The organism is Pseudomonas sivasensis, assembly GCF_021391435.1.
Taxonomy (GTDB): Bacteria; Pseudomonadota; Gammaproteobacteria; order Pseudomonadales; family Pseudomonadaceae; genus Aquipseudomonas; species Aquipseudomonas sivasensis.
On the sequence record NZ_CP090029.1, the window covers coordinates 3649275 to 3667059 of the forward strand.

At 58.9% G+C, this 17785-nt stretch carries 17 protein-coding genes and 1 pseudogene; 6 read left to right on the forward strand and 12 right to left on the reverse strand.

All coding sequences use genetic code 11. The annotated features are described in order from the left end of the window. Nucleotides 1-98: 98 nt before the first annotated feature. From LRO94_RS16290 to LRO94_RS16325, 8 genes are all read right to left on the reverse strand, one after another. On the reverse strand, nt 99-1007 hold the full coding sequence (locus tag LRO94_RS16290) for a sugar kinase (protein ID WP_179178852.1): 909 nt from the start codon (nt 1005-1007) through the stop codon (nt 99-101). Between the two features lie 120 nt (nt 1008-1127). Next, nucleotides 1128-2336: an amino acid deaminase gene (locus LRO94_RS16295; RefSeq protein WP_032886545.1), complete on the reverse strand. Its 1209-nt coding sequence runs from the start codon at nt 2334-2336 to the stop codon at nt 1128-1130. 9 nt (nt 2337-2345) lie between these two features. Next, nucleotides 2346-3110 (reverse strand): IclR family transcriptional regulator, encoded by a 765-nt coding sequence (locus LRO94_RS16300; RefSeq protein ID WP_032886547.1) that lies wholly within the window; start codon nt 3108-3110, stop codon nt 2346-2348. A gap of 165 nt (nt 3111-3275) precedes the next feature. Further along, complete coding sequence (locus tag LRO94_RS16305) at nt 3276-3665, reverse strand: RidA family protein (RefSeq protein ID WP_010210958.1); 390 nt, start codon at nt 3663-3665, stop codon at nt 3276-3278. 16 nt (nt 3666-3681) lie between these two features. Then, nucleotides 3682-4464, reverse strand: coding sequence for an amino acid ABC transporter ATP-binding protein (locus tag LRO94_RS16310; protein ID WP_032886550.1), 783 nt, complete (start codon nt 4462-4464; stop codon nt 3682-3684). Further along, a complete protein-coding gene (locus tag LRO94_RS16315) occupies nt 4461-5123 on the reverse strand; it encodes an amino acid ABC transporter permease (protein ID WP_122680719.1) in 663 nt (220 codons plus the stop codon). The genes LRO94_RS16310 and LRO94_RS16315 overlap by 4 nt, the downstream gene beginning before the upstream one ends. 11 nt (nt 5124-5134) lie before the next feature. After that, nucleotides 5135-5797 (reverse strand): amino acid ABC transporter permease, encoded by a 663-nt coding sequence (locus LRO94_RS16320; protein ID WP_065878346.1) that lies wholly within the window; start codon nt 5795-5797, stop codon nt 5135-5137. 52 nt (nt 5798-5849) lie between these two features. Next, on the reverse strand, nt 5850-6698 hold the full coding sequence (locus LRO94_RS16325) for a transporter substrate-binding domain-containing protein (RefSeq protein WP_032886556.1): 849 nt from the start codon (nt 6696-6698) through the stop codon (nt 5850-5852). 332 nt (nt 6699-7030) lie between these two features. On the opposite strand from LRO94_RS16325, the gene LRO94_RS16330 reads away from it, so the two are divergent. Then, nucleotides 7031-7279, forward strand: coding sequence for a hypothetical protein (locus tag LRO94_RS16330; protein WP_032886558.1), 249 nt, complete (start codon nt 7031-7033; stop codon nt 7277-7279). Between the two features lie 74 nt (nt 7280-7353). Continuing rightward, nucleotides 7354-7644: pseudogene (locus LRO94_RS16335) on the forward strand (thioredoxin family protein); the annotation flags it as partial. 19 nt (nt 7645-7663) lie between these two features. Here the strand turns inward: LRO94_RS16335 and LRO94_RS16340 are convergent. Together LRO94_RS16340 and sohB are read right to left on the reverse strand one after the other, a co-directional pair. Continuing rightward, nucleotides 7664-9232 carry a TerC family protein gene (locus LRO94_RS16340; protein WP_233896819.1) on the reverse strand — a complete coding sequence of 523 codons (1569 nt, stop codon included), beginning with the start codon at nt 9230-9232 and terminating at the stop codon, nt 7664-7666. A gap of 319 nt (nt 9233-9551) precedes the next feature. Next, on the reverse strand, nt 9552-10577 hold the full coding sequence (gene sohB / locus LRO94_RS16345; protein WP_032886563.1) for a protease SohB: 1026 nt from the start codon (nt 10575-10577) through the stop codon (nt 9552-9554). Between the two features lie 207 nt (nt 10578-10784). Between sohB and LRO94_RS16350 the strand changes: the two genes are divergently transcribed. Next, nucleotides 10785-11495, forward strand: coding sequence for a histidine phosphatase family protein (locus tag LRO94_RS16350; protein WP_032886565.1), 711 nt, complete (start codon nt 10785-10787; stop codon nt 11493-11495). A gap of 56 nt (nt 11496-11551) precedes the next feature. Continuing rightward, the gene (locus tag LRO94_RS16355) at nt 11552-11866 is read left to right on the forward strand and encodes an SCP2 sterol-binding domain-containing protein (RefSeq protein WP_032886566.1); all 315 of its coding nucleotides are present in this window, start codon (nt 11552-11554) and stop codon (nt 11864-11866) included. 105 nt (nt 11867-11971) lie between these two features. Here the strand turns inward: LRO94_RS16355 and LRO94_RS16360 are convergent, their stop codons facing one another. After that, nucleotides 11972-14599, reverse strand: a complete 2628-nt coding sequence (locus LRO94_RS16360; protein ID WP_179178851.1) for an MGH1-like glycoside hydrolase domain-containing protein — start codon at nt 14597-14599, stop codon at nt 11972-11974. Between the two features lie 199 nt (nt 14600-14798). Here LRO94_RS16360 and hglS point away from each other — a divergent pair, with 199 nt between their 5' ends. Both hglS and LRO94_RS16370 read left to right on the forward strand, forming a co-directional pair. Continuing rightward, complete coding sequence (gene hglS / locus LRO94_RS16365) at nt 14799-16175, forward strand: 2-oxoadipate dioxygenase/decarboxylase HglS (protein WP_179178850.1); 1377 nt, start codon at nt 14799-14801, stop codon at nt 16173-16175. A 347-nt stretch (nt 16176-16522) separates the two neighbouring features. Further along, nucleotides 16523-17491: an EamA family transporter gene (locus LRO94_RS16370; protein WP_179178849.1), complete on the forward strand. Its 969-nt coding sequence runs from the start codon at nt 16523-16525 to the stop codon at nt 17489-17491. Between the two features lie 46 nt (nt 17492-17537). On the opposite strand, the gene LRO94_RS16375 is transcribed toward LRO94_RS16370, so the two are convergent. Beyond that, entirely contained in the window at nt 17538-17765 is a 228-nt protein-coding gene (locus LRO94_RS16375; protein ID WP_032886572.1) for a YdcH family protein, read from the reverse strand. Nucleotides 17766-17785: the final 20 nt, after the last annotated feature.

Consider the following 17785-nt stretch of genomic DNA (forward strand, 5'->3'; position numbering starts at 1 on the left):
GACCGCTATCGGGGGCAAGCCCCCTCCCACAGGGATCGCATTCCTCCAGATGAAATGCGGTCACGTGTGGGCCCGATCCGCCGCAGGCGGCCACTCACTTAGTCTCTGGGAATAAGCGCCCCCGGTACCTGGATGACCCGGCTCGCCAACCGATGCCCCGCCAACGCAGCCTCCTCCGGCGAATCACCCTTGAGCCGCCCGGCCAGATACGCCGCACTGAACGAATCCCCCGCCGCCGTGGTGTCCACCACCTTCTCGACCTTCAACGCCGGCACCGCAAAGCGCTCCTGCGCGCAGCGGATCAAACACGCATCCGCCCCACGTTTGAGCACCACTTCCTCAATCGCCGGATAGGCCGCAAACACCTGCTCGCTGTCGGCATAGCCAAACAGAGCGCGCTCGTCATCCTCGGTGAGCAAAGCGATATCCACCTCGGCCAAGACCGTGCGATAAGCCGCACGCGCCGCCTCGACACTGGCCCACAAACGCGGCCGGTAGTTGTTGTCGAACACCACCGTAGCGCCGCGTCGGCGCGCGTCAACCAGCGCTTGCAGCAAACGCTCGCGCCCAACCTCCCCCAGCACCGCCAGGGTAATGCCGCTGAAATAGACCACGTCATAGGCCGGCAACGCGGCCAGGATGGGCTCGGCGGCCGGCGTGGTGAAACAGTCGCGCACCGCGGCTTCGTTGCGCCAGTAGAGGAATTTACGCTCGCCGTTGGCGTCGGTCTGAATGCAGTACAAGCCCGGCAACCGCCCCGGCAGGCGCTGGACCAAGCCCAGCCCGAGGCCTTCGTCGGTCCATTGCTGGCACATGGCGTCGCTGAAGCTGTCATCGCCCAAGGCGGTGACGTAATCGACGCTGCCGATCGGGCCCAACTCACGGCGCAGGTACACCGCCGTGTTCAGGGTGTCGCCGCCGAAGCTTTGTTGCAGGCTACCGTCGGCGCGGTGTTGCAGTTCGATCATGCATTCACCGATGAGGGCGATGCGTGGATGGGTGGTCATGGCTGCTGTCTCGGGGGGGGGGCTGATGGCCTCATCGGGGGCAAGCCCCCTCCCATACTTTGATGTGTGAACACATTTCAAATGTGGGAGGGGGCTTGCCCCCGATAGGAGCGACGCGATCTAGAAGCTGGTATGCAGGGACTCGATCACCTGCAACTGTTCATCCACCAGGCAACCCACCTGCCACTTGTCAAACGTCAGGCAAGGATGGGAAGTGCCAAAGGAAATGATGTCGCCAATGCGCAGTTCAACCCCAGGTGCCACAACCATGAACGCATGCTGGTCCATCACGGCCGTGACCTTGCACGCGCTCACATCATCGCCTTGCGCCGGCACAATACCGGCCTTGTAGCGCTTGAGTGGCACCGGCAACCCGGCGTCGTAGGCCACGTCGCGCTTACCGAGGGCGATCACCGCAAAACCGGGCTCAGGCAACGACTGCACATGAGCCCAGACTTCCAGGGCCGGGCGCAGGCCTTCACTGAGGTCGCTGCGGCGGTCGAGTACGCAGCATTGAGCTTCTTTGTAGATGCCATGGTCGTGGGCCACATAACTGCCGGGGCGCAATACGCTGAGGAAGCGGCCGGCGGCGTTCTGCGCTTCAAAGGATTCGGCGATCAGGTCGTACCACGCCGAACCCGACGCTGTGACGATCGGCTTGGCCAAGTCGAAAGAACCGTTGTTCTGCAAGTCCACCGCCAGGCGCACCAGGCTGGCGGCGAAGTCGCGGATGCCGCTGACGGCGTGCTCGCCATGGATCACGCCTTCGTAGCCTTCAATACCGGTGAGGGCCAGGGCCGGCTGGGCCTTGATCGCCTTGGCCAGGTCGCGCACTTCCTGCTCGCTGCGGCAACCGCAACGGCCGCCAACCACGCCGTACTCGATCATCACGTTCAGGCGCAGGCCACGGGCAGCGAAGAACAGACCCAGGTCGGCGACGTTGTCCGGGTGGTCGACCATGCAGTGGAAGTCAAAATCCTTGTCCGCCAGCAGGTCGGCGATCAACGCCATGTTCGGCGCGCCCACCAGTTGGTTGGCCATCAACACACGGCGCACACCTCCGGCATAGGCGGCGCGGGTCTGCACGGCGTTGGCCAGGGTAATACCCCAGGCGCCCTGGGCGATCTGACGCTGGAACAGTGCCGGCATCATGCTGGTCTTGCCATGGGGCGCGAGTTCGGCGCCGCTGTTGCTGACAAACTCCTGCATCCAACGGATGTTGTGTTCCAGGGCGTCGCGGTGCAGCACCAGGGCCGGCAGGCTGACGTCTCGGACCAGGTGGGCGCCGACGGCGGCGGCGCCTTTTTCAACGGCGTTGATGGCAGACATGTAAAGCTCCTATTCGTTGATGCGACGCGCCAGGTGATTGGCGCTGTCGATCAACACCCGGCGATAGTCGTTGTAGTTTTTTTGCGCATCGGCCCGAGGGGCGACGATGCACAGGGTCGCAATGCTGATGCCTTGCGCGTCCCGCACCGGGGCGGCAAAGCAATGGGTAAAGGTGTCGGCCACACTGTCGAAGGAAAAGAACCCATCGAGGGTAGCCTGACGGATTTGCGCGAGGAACGTTTCCAGCGGCAGACGCTGGCCGTCCGGCAGGATGAAGTCATCGTGGTCGATCAGGTCGACAATTTGCTGGTCACTCAGGTGCCCCAGCAGCAGGCGCCCGGAGGCGGTCCAGGGGATCGGGGCGTTTTCGCCGATGTCCGAAGAAATCCGGAAATGCCGCTCGCCTTCGCGCATCAGCGCCACGGTGTATTTGCGCCCGTTGAGCAGGCACATCTGCGCGGTTTCATGGGTCTGGCTGACGATCTCCTGCAAGGCGTGATCGGCCTCGCGAGTCAGGTCGAAGTGTCGCAGGTGCGCCTGGCCGAGGAAGTACAACTGGCGACCGAGGTAGACGTGACCGTCCTTGCCCACGGTTTCCAGAATGCGGCGCTCCAGCAAGGATGCGACCAATTCATAGACGGTGGACTTGGGGCTGCCAATGCCGCTGGCGATATCATTCGGCCGCAGGGGCTGGCCGACTTCCTTGAGGAAATCAAGGATGTCGAATGCACGGTCCAGGCCTTTGGCGCGGCGTTTGATGGTGTCTTCGGTCATGGCAATTTCGGTCCGGTCGAAATGGTAGGGCTGGCGCAGGTCCACTGTGGGAGGGGGCTTGCCCCCGATGGCGGCGTGTCAATCAACACCTCTGTTACTGATACACCGCTATCGGGGGCAAGCCCCCTCCCACATTTGATCTCTGGTGCTTAAGAGTGGGGCAATTTAGCCCTTTTTCTTGTAGGCCACACAATCAATCTCCACCTTGCAATCCACCATCATATTGGCCTGTACACAGGCCCGCGCCGGGGCATGTTCGGGTGTGAAGTATTCGCCGAAGACCTTGTTGAAACTCCAGAAGTCCCGAGGGTCTTCCAGCCATACGCCGACGCGCACCACGTCTTTGAGCTCGTAGCCGGCTTCTTCGAGGATCGCCACCACGTTGCGCATGGTCTGGCGGGTTTGTTCGATGATCCCGCCGGTGATGATTTCGCCGTCCACCGCAGGCACTTGGCCCGAGACGTACAGCCAACCGTCCGCTTCCACCGCGCGGGCGAAGGGACGAGGCTGGCCACCGCCGGCAGTACTGCCGGCTCCGTAACGAGTGATGCTCATAAAACGATGCTCCTGATTAAAAACGAATGTTCTTGAGAAATTCCGCCAGGCGCGGCGATTGAGGCCGCTCGAAGATATCCTTCGACGAGCCCTGCTCTTCAATCCGCCCCTGGTTCATGAATACGATCTTGTCCGAGACTTCATAGGCAAAGCGCATTTCGTGGGTGACCAGCAACATGGTCATGCCCTCTTCCGCCAGGCCTTTGATCACACTGAGCACTTCACCTACCAACTCCGGATCGAGGGCTGAGGTGACTTCGTCGAACAGCATCAAGCTGGGGTTCATCGCAATCGCACGGGCAATCGCGACACGCTGTTGCTGGCCGCCGGACAACTGGCCGGGGAAATGATTGCGGCGCTCTAAAAGTCCTACGCGGTCCAGCCATTTTTCCGCCAAAGCCACGGCTTCATCCTTGCCCATCTTCTTGACCTTGAGCAGGCCCAGGGTGACGTTCTGCAAGGCGGTCAGGTGCGGAAACAGGTTGAACTGCTGGAACGCCATGCCGGTCATCGCCCGGTGCTGGGCGATGACGCGTTCGGGGTGGCGCACGCGCTTGCCGCCAATGTCGCTGTAGCCGATGGATTCGCCGTCCAGGGTGATCTGGCCGCCCTGGAACTCTTCCAGCAGGTTGACGCAACGCAGCAGCGTGGTCTTGCCCGAGCCGCTGGAACCGATCAAGGTCACTACGTTGCCGCGCTGCATAGACAGGTCGACGCCTTTGAGCACTTCCACATCGCCGTATTGTTTGCGCAGGCCGCGAATGTTCAGCAGCGGCTCGGTTGTTTGAGGTTGGTTCATGGCAAGGCCACCCGCTTTTCAATGTAGCGCCCGAATAACTCGATGGCGTAGTTGATGACAAAGAACATAAACCCGGCGAACAGGTAGAACTCCAGGGTCATGAAAGTACGTGCGATGACTTGCTGGGTACTGAGCAGCAACTCGGCCACGCCGATCACCGAGAGCAAGGTCGAGGCCTTGACGATCTCCGTGGAGGAATTGACCCAGGTCGGCAGGATCTGCCGCAATGCCTGGGGCAACAGCACGTAGGCCAGGGACTGGTAGAACGTAAGGCCAATCGCCTTGCCCGCTTCCAGTTGCCCACGGGGAATGGCTTGCAGTGCGCCGCGCACGATTTCCGACACATGGGAGCCGCAGAACAGCGTGAGCCCGACGGCACCGGCCTGGAACGCGCTGATCTGCCAGCCGAGCGCCGGCAGCATGTAAAAACACGCCAACACCAACACGAACACCGGTGTACCGCGGATCAAATCCACATACAGGCGAAACGGCGCACGCATCCAGAATTTGCCGTAGGTCAGCACCAACCCGGCGAAGATGCCGATCAGGGTGCCAAAGACAATCGCCAGCGCCGAGCAGTAGATGCTGGTCTGAAAGCCGGCCCAGAGGGTCTCTCGGGCGACCCACAACTCGTGTAGCCAACTGGGGGATTCGTACATAAAAACCCTCCTTAACGACGGATCGCCAGACGCTGTTCCAGGTAGCGGAGCAACATGGCAATGAGGTAACAGGCAGCCACGTAGAGCGCGGTCGTGACCAGCCAGGTTTCAATCACCCGGTAGCTTTCGACGTTGATCTTGCGGGCGTAATAGGTCAGCTCGGGCACCGCAATCGCAGCGGCGAGCGAGGTGTCCTTGAACAGCGAGATAAAGTTGTTCGAGAGCGCCGGCAGCACATTGCGCAACATCACCGGCACGGTGATATACGCACGGATACGCCACTCGCCGAGGCCAATCGCCAATCCGGCTTCACGCAGCCCCTTGGGAATATTCAACAGACCGGCGCGGAACACTTCGGTCAGGTAGGCACCGGCGTACAACGACAGCGTGATGATGAACGAGGGGATCTTGTCCAGCCGGATACCCAGGCTGGGCAAGGCGAAGTAGATCAACAGGATCAGCACCAGGATCGGCGTGTTGCGAATCACTGTCACATACACCGAGGCGAAGATGCGCAGCGCACGATGTTTGGACAGCATGGCAAACGCCATCAACAGGCCGATCACGCAGCCGATGGCGATCGACAGCAATGCCAGTTGCAGGCCAAGACCGAGCCCCGCCAGCAAGGTGTCGAAATCGCGCCACACGGCGGCAAAGTTCAACTGATAGTTCATGGTCGACAGTACCTAGTTGGGGCGCCTTGGCAGGCACCCCGGTTGTTCCGGATCACTTGAATTCAACAGGGAAACCAATCGCCGGTTCTGGCAGGTCGACACCGAACCACTGCTTGAACGAGGCTTTGTAGGTTGGGAATTCCACACCGGTCATGGCTTCATGCAGGGCAGTGTTGACGAAGTTCAGCCAGTCCTGATCACCACGTTTGACCGCGCACGCGTAGGTTTGCGGGCTCCAGGCGTAAGCCGGGCTGCGGTAGCGGCCGGGGTTCTGCACCATCAGGTATTTGACCGAGGATTGGTCGGTGGCGGCGGCATCGGCGCGACCGGAATTCACGGCCTGGTACATCAGGTCGACGCTGTCGTACTGGTCGACCTTGGCCTTGGGCAGCGCCTGGTGCACCAGTTCTTCGGCATACACGTTTTGCAGCACGGCCACGGTGACGCCATCGCCCGCCGCCTGCAGGTCTTCAATCTCTTTGTACTTGCTGTTGTTCGGCAGCAACAGGCCCACGCCTTCGCGGTAATAAGGCAGGGTGAACGCCACCTGCTGTGCACGGCTGGCGGTGACGGTGATGAACTGGCAGCTCATGTCGACTTTGTCCGTCAGCAGGTTGGGAATGCGCGCGTCAGACGACTGCACCACAAACTCGACCTTGCTCGGATCGTTGAACAAACCTTTGGCCACGATGCGGCCGATGTCGATATCAAACCCCTGCAACTTGCCATCCGCTCCCTGGAAGTGCCACGGCGCATTGGTACTGCCTGTACCCACGATCAAATGCCCACGTTTGAGCACGTTATCGAGCTTGCTGTCCGCCGCCTGCACAACGCCTGCGAGGGAAGCCGATGCGGCGAAGAGAAAAACACACGCTTTGAACACGGAAGGTCGGTGATGCATGACAAGCACTCCAGAAGTTGTGTATTCCGCTATACCGGAACTTAGTATGTAACAACGGAATAGACAGCAGAAAGTGTGCCATACGCGCTTAGCGAAAACTACGGCCTGGGTAAAGTCCTTGGTAATCAGATAGATAACGCGAGGCGTAAGATGCGGCGTTGCGCCAGCATCCGGATTCAGATTGCTACCCAAGGCCTCACAGGGGATCACAGCGCCATTGGCGTGCGTCACCGCCCCGTTACCGCGCACCCCGACGGTGCGCCCGCCCCATGGAAAAATCCCTGTGCTGGGCTAGCCTTTGGCACACACCCAACGACAAGGACTGCATTGCGATGAAGCTCAGTCTCACCCTGGTACTGCTTTCGTTTCTGGCCGCCGGCAGCGCGTCGGCCAACAACGACCGCCGCGAATGCAAAGAAGAATTGCGCAAGCTCAAAGAAGCCTTCGACATCAATTACAGCAGCCAAAACCACCATGGCTATCGCCGCGCCAAAGCGTCCAGTGACAATGAGGAATACCGCAAGTGCGCGAACCAGGCACGCAAGGCCCGCGAACGCCTGGAGCGTGACGCGGACCTGTGAAGGTTGACAGTAGACGACGATGACCCTCGAGCTTAGCGTTGGCAGAAACCCGCGCCGCTCGTAAGGAGATCATCATGGGGATTGCCACCGCGACCATTGCCAATGCCGAGGATTACCAGCGCGTACTGAGCACGTCGCGGCCGGTATTCCTGCTGTTTGTCTCAGATCACTGCCCGGGCTGCGCGATCTCCGGGCCGCTGTTCCAGAGGATTGCCCGCAAGTACCGCTCAGTGGTGAGCCTGGTACTTGATTGCGCGAAAACCCCGAGGCACCCGAAGGTTACGGGTACCCCAACGCTGCTGATTTATCTCAACGGCACACTGATGCAGACGTTCAGAGGGTTCGGCCCCGAGGACGAACAAGTGCAGACGATCGAAAACGCATTCATGCTCTATGCCCCCCACAAGCGTGCAAAACCACCTGCGTCACCCGCCGCTCCTCGACCGCAGCCACCGTCAGGCGCCAGCCCTCATGCTCCAGGCTATCGCCCACCACGGGCAGGCGGTCGAGCAGGCTCATCACCAACCCGGCCAGAGTCTGGTAATCCTCCGTCGCGACAACCTTGAAGCCGGTACGCTGACGAATCTGGGTCAGGTTCAAGGCGCCATTGGCACGGAAGCCATCGCCCTCTTCGACAATATCCGGCCCTTCGATCTCACTGGCATCCGGCAATTCACCGGCGATGGACTCGAGAATGTCGGTCATGCTCAACACGCCCATGAAGTCGCCGAATTCGTTGATCACAAAGGCGATGTGGGTCGATTCCTGACGCATCTGTTCCAGGGCGTTGAGGATCGAAAAACTCTCCAGCAGGTTGATCGCTCGACGCGCCAGGTGCTCCAGGTTCGGCTCGTTGCCGGCCAGGTATTCCTTGAGCAGTTCCTTTTTATGCACGAAGCCCAACGGCTCATCCACCACGCCGTTGCGGATCAACGGCAGGCGAGAGTAGGACGAATGCATCAATTTCAGGCGAATCGTGTCGGCATCGTCCGCCAGGTCGATAAAGTCGACCTTGGCCCGCGGCGTCATCAAGGTACGAATCGGCCGCTCGGCCAGTTGCAGCACGCCACTGATCATCACGCGTTCACGTCGATCAAACAGCGGGCCCTGATTGGCATCTGTCTCGCCCAGCAAGTCGGCCACGTCTTCGCCCACCTCTTCTACCGCCAGGCTGCGACCGCCGAGCAAGCGCATCACCGCATGGGCAGTACGCTCGCGCACCGGCAACACGCCCTGCGCCGATTTCTTGCGACGGGCGCGGGCAATCTGGTTGAACACTTCGATCAGGATCGAGAAGCCAATGGCTGCGTACAGGTAACCCTTCGGAATATGGAAACCCAGGCCTTCGGCGGTCAGCGCAAAACCAATCATCATCAGGAAGCCCAGGCACAGCATGATCACTGTGGGGTGGGCGTTCACGAAGCGCGTCAGCGGCTTGCTCGCCACGATCATCAGGCCGATGGAAATGATCACCGCGATCATCATCACCGCCAGTTCATCCACCATGCCCACGGCGGTAATCACCGCATCCAGGGAGAACACCGCATCAAGCACCACGATCTGCGCCACGATCGGCCAGAACATCGCATACGCCACGTTGCCCGTGCGCTGAGCCACATGCCCTTCAAGGCGCTCGTGCAATTCCATGGTGGCCTTGAACAGCAGGAATACACCACCGAACAGCATGATCAGGTCACGGCCGGAGAAACTCTTGTCGAACACCTCGAACAGCGGCTGGGTAAGGGTCACCAACCACGAAATACTCGCCAGCAGGCCAAGGCGCATCAGCAATGCCAGGGACAAACCGATCAACCGCGCACGGTCACGCTGCTCCGGTGGCAACTTGTCCGCCAGGATCGCGATAAACACCAGGTTGTCGATACCCAGCACCAGTTCCAGCACAATCAAGGTCAACAGGCCGAGCCAGGCCGTTGGATCCGCTAACCATTCCATTTATATAAATCTCTATCTAGGTTTCAGAATGCCGGACACGGCAAAGCGCGGTCAGTGGACCGGAACAAGGTTAGCAGTCGGAATACGGGATGTTTCAGCGGGAACGGCAGCAGCGGATGTCTTGGGGAAAGACGACTGGGGGGCTCCGAGAGGGTGTTCATGCAAATCCTGAAATAACAAAAAGGACTTGAATCCTACAGGCGAAAAGCAAGTTTCCCACAACGCAAAACTATTACAAAACCTGTCTTTGAAACCCATGCCCCTGTGGGAGGTGGCTTGCTCCCTCCCACAGGGGACCCCATGCATTCTGAAGGTGGGGTTACCAGAACCGCTGCTGGGTCAACCGGCTCCACCAGGTCAGCAGCACCCGGTCCACCGAACCGCTGGCCGCCAGGCCCACGCGCTCTTGCAGGCTTTTGCGCTCGGCATAGTGCAGGTGGAACACCTCGGCGGTCTTGGCCTTGGTGGCCAGGTATTCGTCGCTGGTTTGCAGCTCGTCGACCAACTGTTTGTCGAGGGCTGCAACGCCGAGCCACACTTCACCCGTGGCCACGTCATCAATCGCCAACTGCGGGCGATACCGCGACACGAAGTTCTTGAACAGTTGATGAGTGATATCCAGGTCTTCCTGAAACTTCTCGCGGCCCTTTTCGGTGTTTTCGCCAAACACGGTGAGGGTGCGTTTGTATTCGCCGGCGGTCAGCACTTCAAAGTCGATATCGTGTTTTTTGAGCAGGCGATTGACGTTGGGCAACTGCGCCACGACGCCGATGGAGCCCAGGATGGCAAACGGCGCGCTGATGATCTTCTCGCCGATGCACGCCATCATGTAACCGCCGCTGGCCGCGACCTTGTCGATGCACACGGTCAATGGCACGCCAGCCTGGCGGATACGCGCCAATTGTGACGAGGCCAAGCCGTAGCTGTGCACCATGCCACCACCACTTTCCAGACGCAGCACCACTTCGTCCTTGGGCGTGGCCAAGCTCAGCAATGCGGTGATTTCATGGCGCAGGCTCTCGGTCGCCGAGGCCTTGATGTCACCGTCGAAATCCAGCACGAACACCCGTGGCTTGGCCTCGGGTTTTTTCTTGCTGTTCTTCTTTTCAGTTTTGCTTTCGGACTTGCGCAGGACTTTGAGCTGGTCCTTGTCGAGCAGGCTCGACTCCAGGCGCTCGCGCAGGCCCTTGTAGAAATCATTGAGCTTGCTGACCTGCAGTTGGCCGGCGGATTTGCGACGACCTTTACTGCGCAGTGCGGCGAAGCTGATCAGTACCATCAGAATAGCGACCACCAGGGTGACAGTCTTCGCCAGGAAGCTGGCATATTCGGCCAAAAAATCCATGTGACTCCTTACAAGTGCATTTACAAGAGCAGTGCGCCAGGCGCGGATTGCCCAAGCATACCGATGGCACCGCATTCGGGCCAGTGATCAAACCGTCGGCAGCCAAGGCCTCTAAGGAGCTTTTAAAACAAGCGTATGTTTTTTCATTGACAGCTCCCTGGCATCCCCATAACCTCGCCAGACTTTCAACGTACCGGGAAAACGGACGTGGGCAGCATCTATCTGATTCGACATGGCCAGGCCTCCTTCGGTGCAGACGACTATGACGTCCTGTCGCCCGTTGGTGTGGAGCAGGCACAAGTGCTCGGTCGCCACCTGGCGGACATGGGCATCGTGTTCGACCGCTGCGTGGCAGGCGATCTGCGCCGTCAGCAGCACACCGCCACGGCTGCCTTCGATCAATACCGCGCCCTTGGCCTGCCGGTTCCGGTCTTGGAAACCGACAGCGCCTTCAACGAATTCGATGCTGAAGCTATCATCCGCGCCCTGCTCCCCGACCTGCTCACCACCGAACCCGACGCCCTGGACATCCTGCGCAATGCCGCGCAGAACCGCAGCGAATTCCAACGCATCTTCGCCCTGATCATCGAACGCTGGTTGGCCGGCACTTATGACACGCCGGGACTGGAAAGCTGGCTGGGGTTTGTCGAGCGCGTTCAGGGTGGCTTGCAACGCATTCTCGATGCCGCAGACAACACACAGAAAATCGCCGTGTTCACCTCCGGCGGCACCATCACCGCCCTGCTCCACCTGATTACCCGAATGCCTGCTACACAGGCTTTCGAACTGAACTGGCAAATTGTTAACACCTCGCTCAACCAGCTGAAATTCCGCGGTCGCGAGGTGGCACTGGCTTCCTTCAACAGTCATAGCCACTTGCAACTGTTGAAGGCGCCGCAACTCATCACCTTCCGATGAAGTGCGGCCAACCGTGACCCCAAGGTCACTGGACTCCACCCAAAAGGATCGAAACCATGACTGACGTAGCCAAAGCTGTAGAAGCAATGAAAGCCAAATTCAACCCAAGCGCTGCCGACGGCTTGGACCTGGTATTCGGTTTCCGTATCGATGACACCAAGAACTTTTCCCTGGTCGTCAAAGACAAAACCTGCGAACTGCATGAAGGTGAAAACCCGGACGCACAAGTGACCCTGGTCATGGACAGCGCGACCCTGGAAGGCATCGTCGACGGTTCGACTGACGGCATGCAGGCCTTCATGGGCGGCAAACTGCGCACTGAAGGCGACATGATGCTGGCGATGAAACTGAGTGAGCTGTTCCCTTCCTGATTCACAGGCAAGCTTGCATCTCGATCCCGCCTCTCCAGGCGGGATTTTTTTTGCCAACTAACCTGGGATCAATCAAGGTCCGAGGCGGCAGCTCAGCAGTGCAACTCAGACCTTCGGTTGCAGCAGCAACGCCACCAACGCACTCCACCCCGTCTGATGGGACGCCCCCAACCCGCGCCCGGTTTCCCCGTGAAAATACTCATGGAACAACACCAGATCACGGCTGAGCGGGTCCGCTTCCAACTGCGAATACCCCGCCATCGATGGCCTACATCCATTGTCATCCCTTAGAAACAGCCCGGTCAGCCGCTGACTGAGGCCTTCAGCCACTTCCTCCAGGGATGACAGATACCCGCTGCCCGCTGGGTACTCCACCGAGAAGTTATCCGCGTAGTACCGATGAAATTCACGCAGCGATTCAATCAGCATGTAGTTGACAGGCATCCACACGGGCCCACGCCAATTCGAGTTGCCGCCATACAATCGTGAGTCGGACTCGCCAGGCTGGTAACGCGCGCTGAGGGTGTCGCCGTTCATCTTCAGCGCCAGGGGCTGCTCGGCGAAGGCTTTGGACAGCGAGCGCACGCCAAACGCAGAGAGGAACTCACTGTCCTCCAACATGCGCCGAAGCAGGTCCTTTGTGCGTTCGCCCCGCAACAACGCCAGCAACAAGCGATTGCCCTGCCCCGGCTCGTTCCAGCGCGAGACCAATTTAGCCAAGTCCGGCCGGTGTTTCATAAAGCCCAGCAACCGTTCGCGCAAACCCTCCAGGCCTTCATGCTCGCGCTGCTCCAGCACCAGCACGGCGAACAACGGCATCAGGCCGACGATGGAGCGCAAACGTACCGGCTCGTTCTGCCCATCGGGGCTGTGCAGCACGTCGTAGAAGAACAGGTCCTGCTCATCCCACAAACCTTCGGCACTGTCATCGACCCGGTTAATGGCACCGGCGATATACAGGAAATGTTCGAAAAACTTCACCGCAATATCCACGTACACGGCATTGCGCCTGGCCAGTTCCAGGGCGATGCGCATCAGGTCCAGGGCATACGCGGCAACCCAAGCGGTGCCGTCGGCCTGGTCCAACTGATACCCCGGCGGCAATGCCGCCGAACGGTCAAACAAAGCAATGTTATCCAGCCCGAGAAAACCGCCCTGGAACAGGTTGCGGCCCTCGGCGTCCTTGCGGTTGACCCACCAGGAAAAATTCAGCAGCAGCTTATGGAAAATCCGCTCTAGAAAATCCATGTCGCCTACACCGGTCAACGCCTTGTCCTGCTGGTACACCCGCCAACTGGCCCAGGCATGCACCGGCGGGTTCGCATCATCGAAGCGCCATTCATAAGCCGGCAGTTGGCCGTTGGGATGCATGAAGCGATCCTTCACCAGCAGCAGCAACTGTTGCTTGGCGTAACCCGGATCGATCAGCGCCATCGCCACTGCCTGAAAGCCCTGGTCCCACGAGGCATACCACGGGTATTCCCAGGTGTCGGGCATGGAAAGGATGTCGAAGTTGGACAAGTGCCGCCAATGGGTATTGCGGATATGCAGGCGCTCAGTCGGCGGCGCGGGCTGGGCTGGGTCACCATCGAGCCATTGGTTCACGTCGAAATAGTAGAGCTGCTTGGACCACAACAAGCCAGCCAGGGCTTGGCGCTGCACATTGCGAGCGTCCGCATCGCCAATGCCCTGTTGCAGGGCCGCATAGAAGTCATCGGCTTCCTGACGACGTTGCTCGAACAACTTACGGGCGTTGGCCGCGGGCGCATCCACGGGGGCAAAGCGCAGGTACAAGGTTTTGCTTTCCTGCCCTGCCAGTTCAAGGATGAACCGCGCGGCAACCTTGGTACCGGTGTCCCGGCGAATCGCCGATTGAGCGCCACTGACCACGTAATCGTTGATGCCATCCTTGAACGGGCCCGGTGCCAGCTGCCCGTCCAGCTTGACGACATTGCTTTCGTTTTCGCAGAACAACCATTCCAAGCCATCCTGGCCCCAGGCACTCAGATAACGATCCGGCAATTCATGATGACGGGCCAACACCTGCTCGCCGTCCAGCCGCAACTGCGGCTTGGGCGCATCAAAGGTCCAGCTCCAGTCGTTACGCGCCCACAGTTGAGGCATTACCTGCAAACGCGTCGGCTGCTCCGAGCGGTTATGCACCGTGACCCGCATGAAAATATCGTCAGGCTGCTGCTTGGCGTACTCGACGCTGACATCGCAATAGCGGTTGTCCTCAAACACGCCGGTATCGAGGATTTCATACTCGGCATCACCCAGCCCGCGACGGGCGTTCTCGGTGATCAGGTCAGCATAGGGAAAGGCGGCATGGGGGTATTTGTAGAGCATGCGCATGTAGGCATGACTCGGTACGCCATCGACGAAAAAGTACAGTTCCTTGACGTCCTCGCCATGGTTACCCTCGGCGTTGTTGAGACCGAACAACCGCTCCTTGAGGATCGCATCGCGCTCGTTCCACAGCGCCAGCCCGAGGCACCAGCGTTGCGCCTTGTCGCTGAAACCGGCCAGGCCGTCCTCACCCCAACGGTAGGCGCGGCTGCGCGCGTGTTCATGGGGAAAGTAGCGCCAGGCATCGCCATCGGCGCTGTAGTCTTCACGCACGGTGCCCCATTGGCGTTCACTCAGGTATGGGCCCCATTCGCGCCAGCGCTCGGCGTCTTCAGTGGCCAGGCGTTGGCCTTCAATCGTTTGCGTTACGGGCGTGGCCGTCATTGGGTCCTCCATCGCCGACAAGGTGAGGAGCAGTGTAGAACCCATCCACACCCGCGTGCACATGAAGACTTGGAAGAGAATGCCGTTCATTCATTTGCAGAATGAAGTCCAGAGGAATCTTCGTTTGCAAGCGCACCTGGGGCCCAACAAAATCCAGTAAAAGACCATCACCCTCTCCACCGTCATCAGGAATTTTTCTATGCCCAGTACCGCACATGTCAGCCCAGACGAGATCCGCAAGGGGTTTTCCAAGGCCATGTCCGATATGTACCGAGATGAAGTTCCCCTGTATGGCGCGCTGATGGAGTTGGTGGCCGAGACCAATAGCCGCGTGCTCGACAGCGAACCGAGCCTGGCGCAACAGCTGCAACGCACCGGCGAAATCCAGCGTCTGGACATGGAACGCCACGGCGCCATTCGCTTGGGCACAGCAGCGGAATTGGCCACAATCAGCCGCCTGTTTGCGGTGATGGGCATGCAGCCCGTGGGCTACTACGACCTCACGCCAGCCGGCGTGCCGGTGCATTCCACAGCATTTCGCGCGGTGCATGAACACGCGCTGCAAGCCAGCCCGTTTCGGGTGTTCACCTCCCTGCTGCGCCTGGAATTGATCGAGAATGCCGAACTTCGCGCCTTCGCCGAAACTGCATTGGCAAAGCGCTCGATCTTCACCCCTGGCGCCCTGGCGCTTATCGCAAAAGCGGAAACAAACGGCGGCCTCAATGCCGACGAGGCCGCCGAATTCATCCGCCAGGCCCTGGAAACCTTCCGCTGGCACCACACCGCCACCGTTACCGCCGCGCAGTACCAGCAACTCAGTGACCAGCACCGCCTGATCGCCGATGTGGTGGCCTTCAAGGGGCCGCACATCAACCACCTCACCCCGCGCACCCTGGACATTGATCAGGTACAGACCGCCATGCCCGCCAAGGGCATAACCCCCAAGGCCGTGATCGAAGGCCCACCGCGCCGCCAGTGCCCGATCCTGCTGCGCCAGACCAGCTTCAAGGCCCTCGACGAAGCCATCGCCTTCACCGACGCCCAAGGCAGCCACAGCGCCCGCTTCGGTGAAATCGAACAGCGTGGCGTCGCCCTCACGCCCAAAGGCCGCGCCCTCTACGACCAACTGCTGAACGCCGCCCGCGACGAACTGGGCGCGTTCCCCAACGAATCCAACGCCGCGCGCTACATGCACTTGATGGAACAACACTTCCAGGCCTTCCCCGACAACCACGGGCAGATGCGCGAACAAGGCCTGGCGTACTTCCGCTACTTCGCCACGGAACAAGGCCTGGCGGCACGCGGCCACGCCGATCAACCACGCACATTGCAAGCACTGATCGCCGCCGGTCATGTGGATGTAGAGCCGTTGGTGTATGAGGATTTTCTGCCGGTGAGTGCGGCGGGGATTTTCCAGTCGAATTTGGGGGATGCGGCACAGAGTCACTACGCCGCCAATTCAAACCAGGCGGAATTCGAAAAGGCGTTGGGGCGCAGGACCATCGATGAATTGCAGCTGTACAGCGAGACCCAACAGCGCTCGATCGATGCGTGCACTGAAGCGCTGCTGGCTTGAAAGACAGCGTCCACCCGGCCCAATAGCACATCCTTGCGCCGCGATAGTCACGGGCGCAGAGGGGTCTTTCACGCCCTTACAAACTACCGGTAGCGGAAACCCCCTACATTATTTTAGGAAGTTCGCAGTTTGTAATAAATCCAATTCGGTACGACGCTGACTAACAACAGCAATCGTGTCGAACAGAGAAGGTCAAGACAACGTCAACTAGCGCTGTGTTTTACCTACAAAGATTATTGACAATGGAATAGCTTTCTTCATTCATCCCAGGCGGGAAACATTGATTTCCCTCATCGACCAGAATAAAAGTCATGCGACCACTACAACCCTCTCGAGCAGCGCTCTGCATGGCAATACTTATTTCTGGTTCCGCAAATTTAATCTTGGCGGCATCTTCCCTTTATTGGAAAGCACTTGAAGAGATTCCGCCATTAACAGTACTCACCTACAGGATCATATTATCTACCGCCGCGCTTTCATTTTTTATATTCACACCCCGAAAAGTCAATCAAATAAAAAACCTGACACCGCGATCAATCCTCATTCACTGCGCCGCATCTTTGCTTGTCGCCGTCAACTGGCTGACTTTTATAAGCGCCTCAATTAACGGCAATGTCTTGGAAAGCGGCTTGGGATATCTGCTAGCCCCGTTTATCGCCATTGTATTAGGCATTTCAATTTACAGAGAGCGAATCACGCACACGAAAATTCTGGCAATCTCAATTTCATTCATCGCAATTGTATTGCTCATCGCCTTTAGCAATACCTTAAATCACTGGATTTATTTATTAATCGCTACCACTTGGGGCTCGTACACATACCTAAAAAAAGCCACCCCAGTAGACGCTTTGAATGGCTTATTCCTAGAAACTACTTTCCTGACCGCCGGTTTAGCGCTCGTCATCTGGCTATTCGACTTACCCATCATTTTACCTGGCGAACTTTCCGACCGATCAAGCGGGCTAATCTGGCTCGCAGGATTAATCTCTATCATACCTTTGCTAATGTTTTCTTTCGCCACAGGAAAAATGCCCTTGGCCCTTACCGGACTTATACAGTTCACCCTACCTATCGCCCTACTAACTATTGGCGTGCTTTTCAACGAACAAAAAATATCGACTCTATCGTTAACACTTATTTTCATGACGGCGGGTATGTTAATCGCCGTCCTTGCTTACGACATGAAAATCGCCGCCACTTCAAATTTGGCACAATCCCCAATCGATTCTGAAGGAGTCCACCCAGCTCAACAGCACAATCCTTGCGCTGCAAAACGTCCCCAGAGCCGGGCGGACGGGGCGCATCATAAGGAGTGATTCCCACGATGTCCCTCAGTCAAATCTGAACAAACCTTGCCGCGTTTCAGGCGTCGAGGCGCCCTGCGATTTCGTCCTTGATCAGCAGGCGTTTCTTCTTCAACACCTCCACCACCGTGTCGTCGGCCTTTTCTGATTCCGCCCGGAGCACCTCGCCGTCGGCAGCGTCGTATTGGGTGAGCAGCGAGTCCAGCCGTTTATCGCTCGCCCTGCGTTCGTGAACGACTTCCTTGCTCAAACCCAAATCCTGATACAGGTCGTGTTTCACTGGCATGACGTACCTCCGCAAGTTGA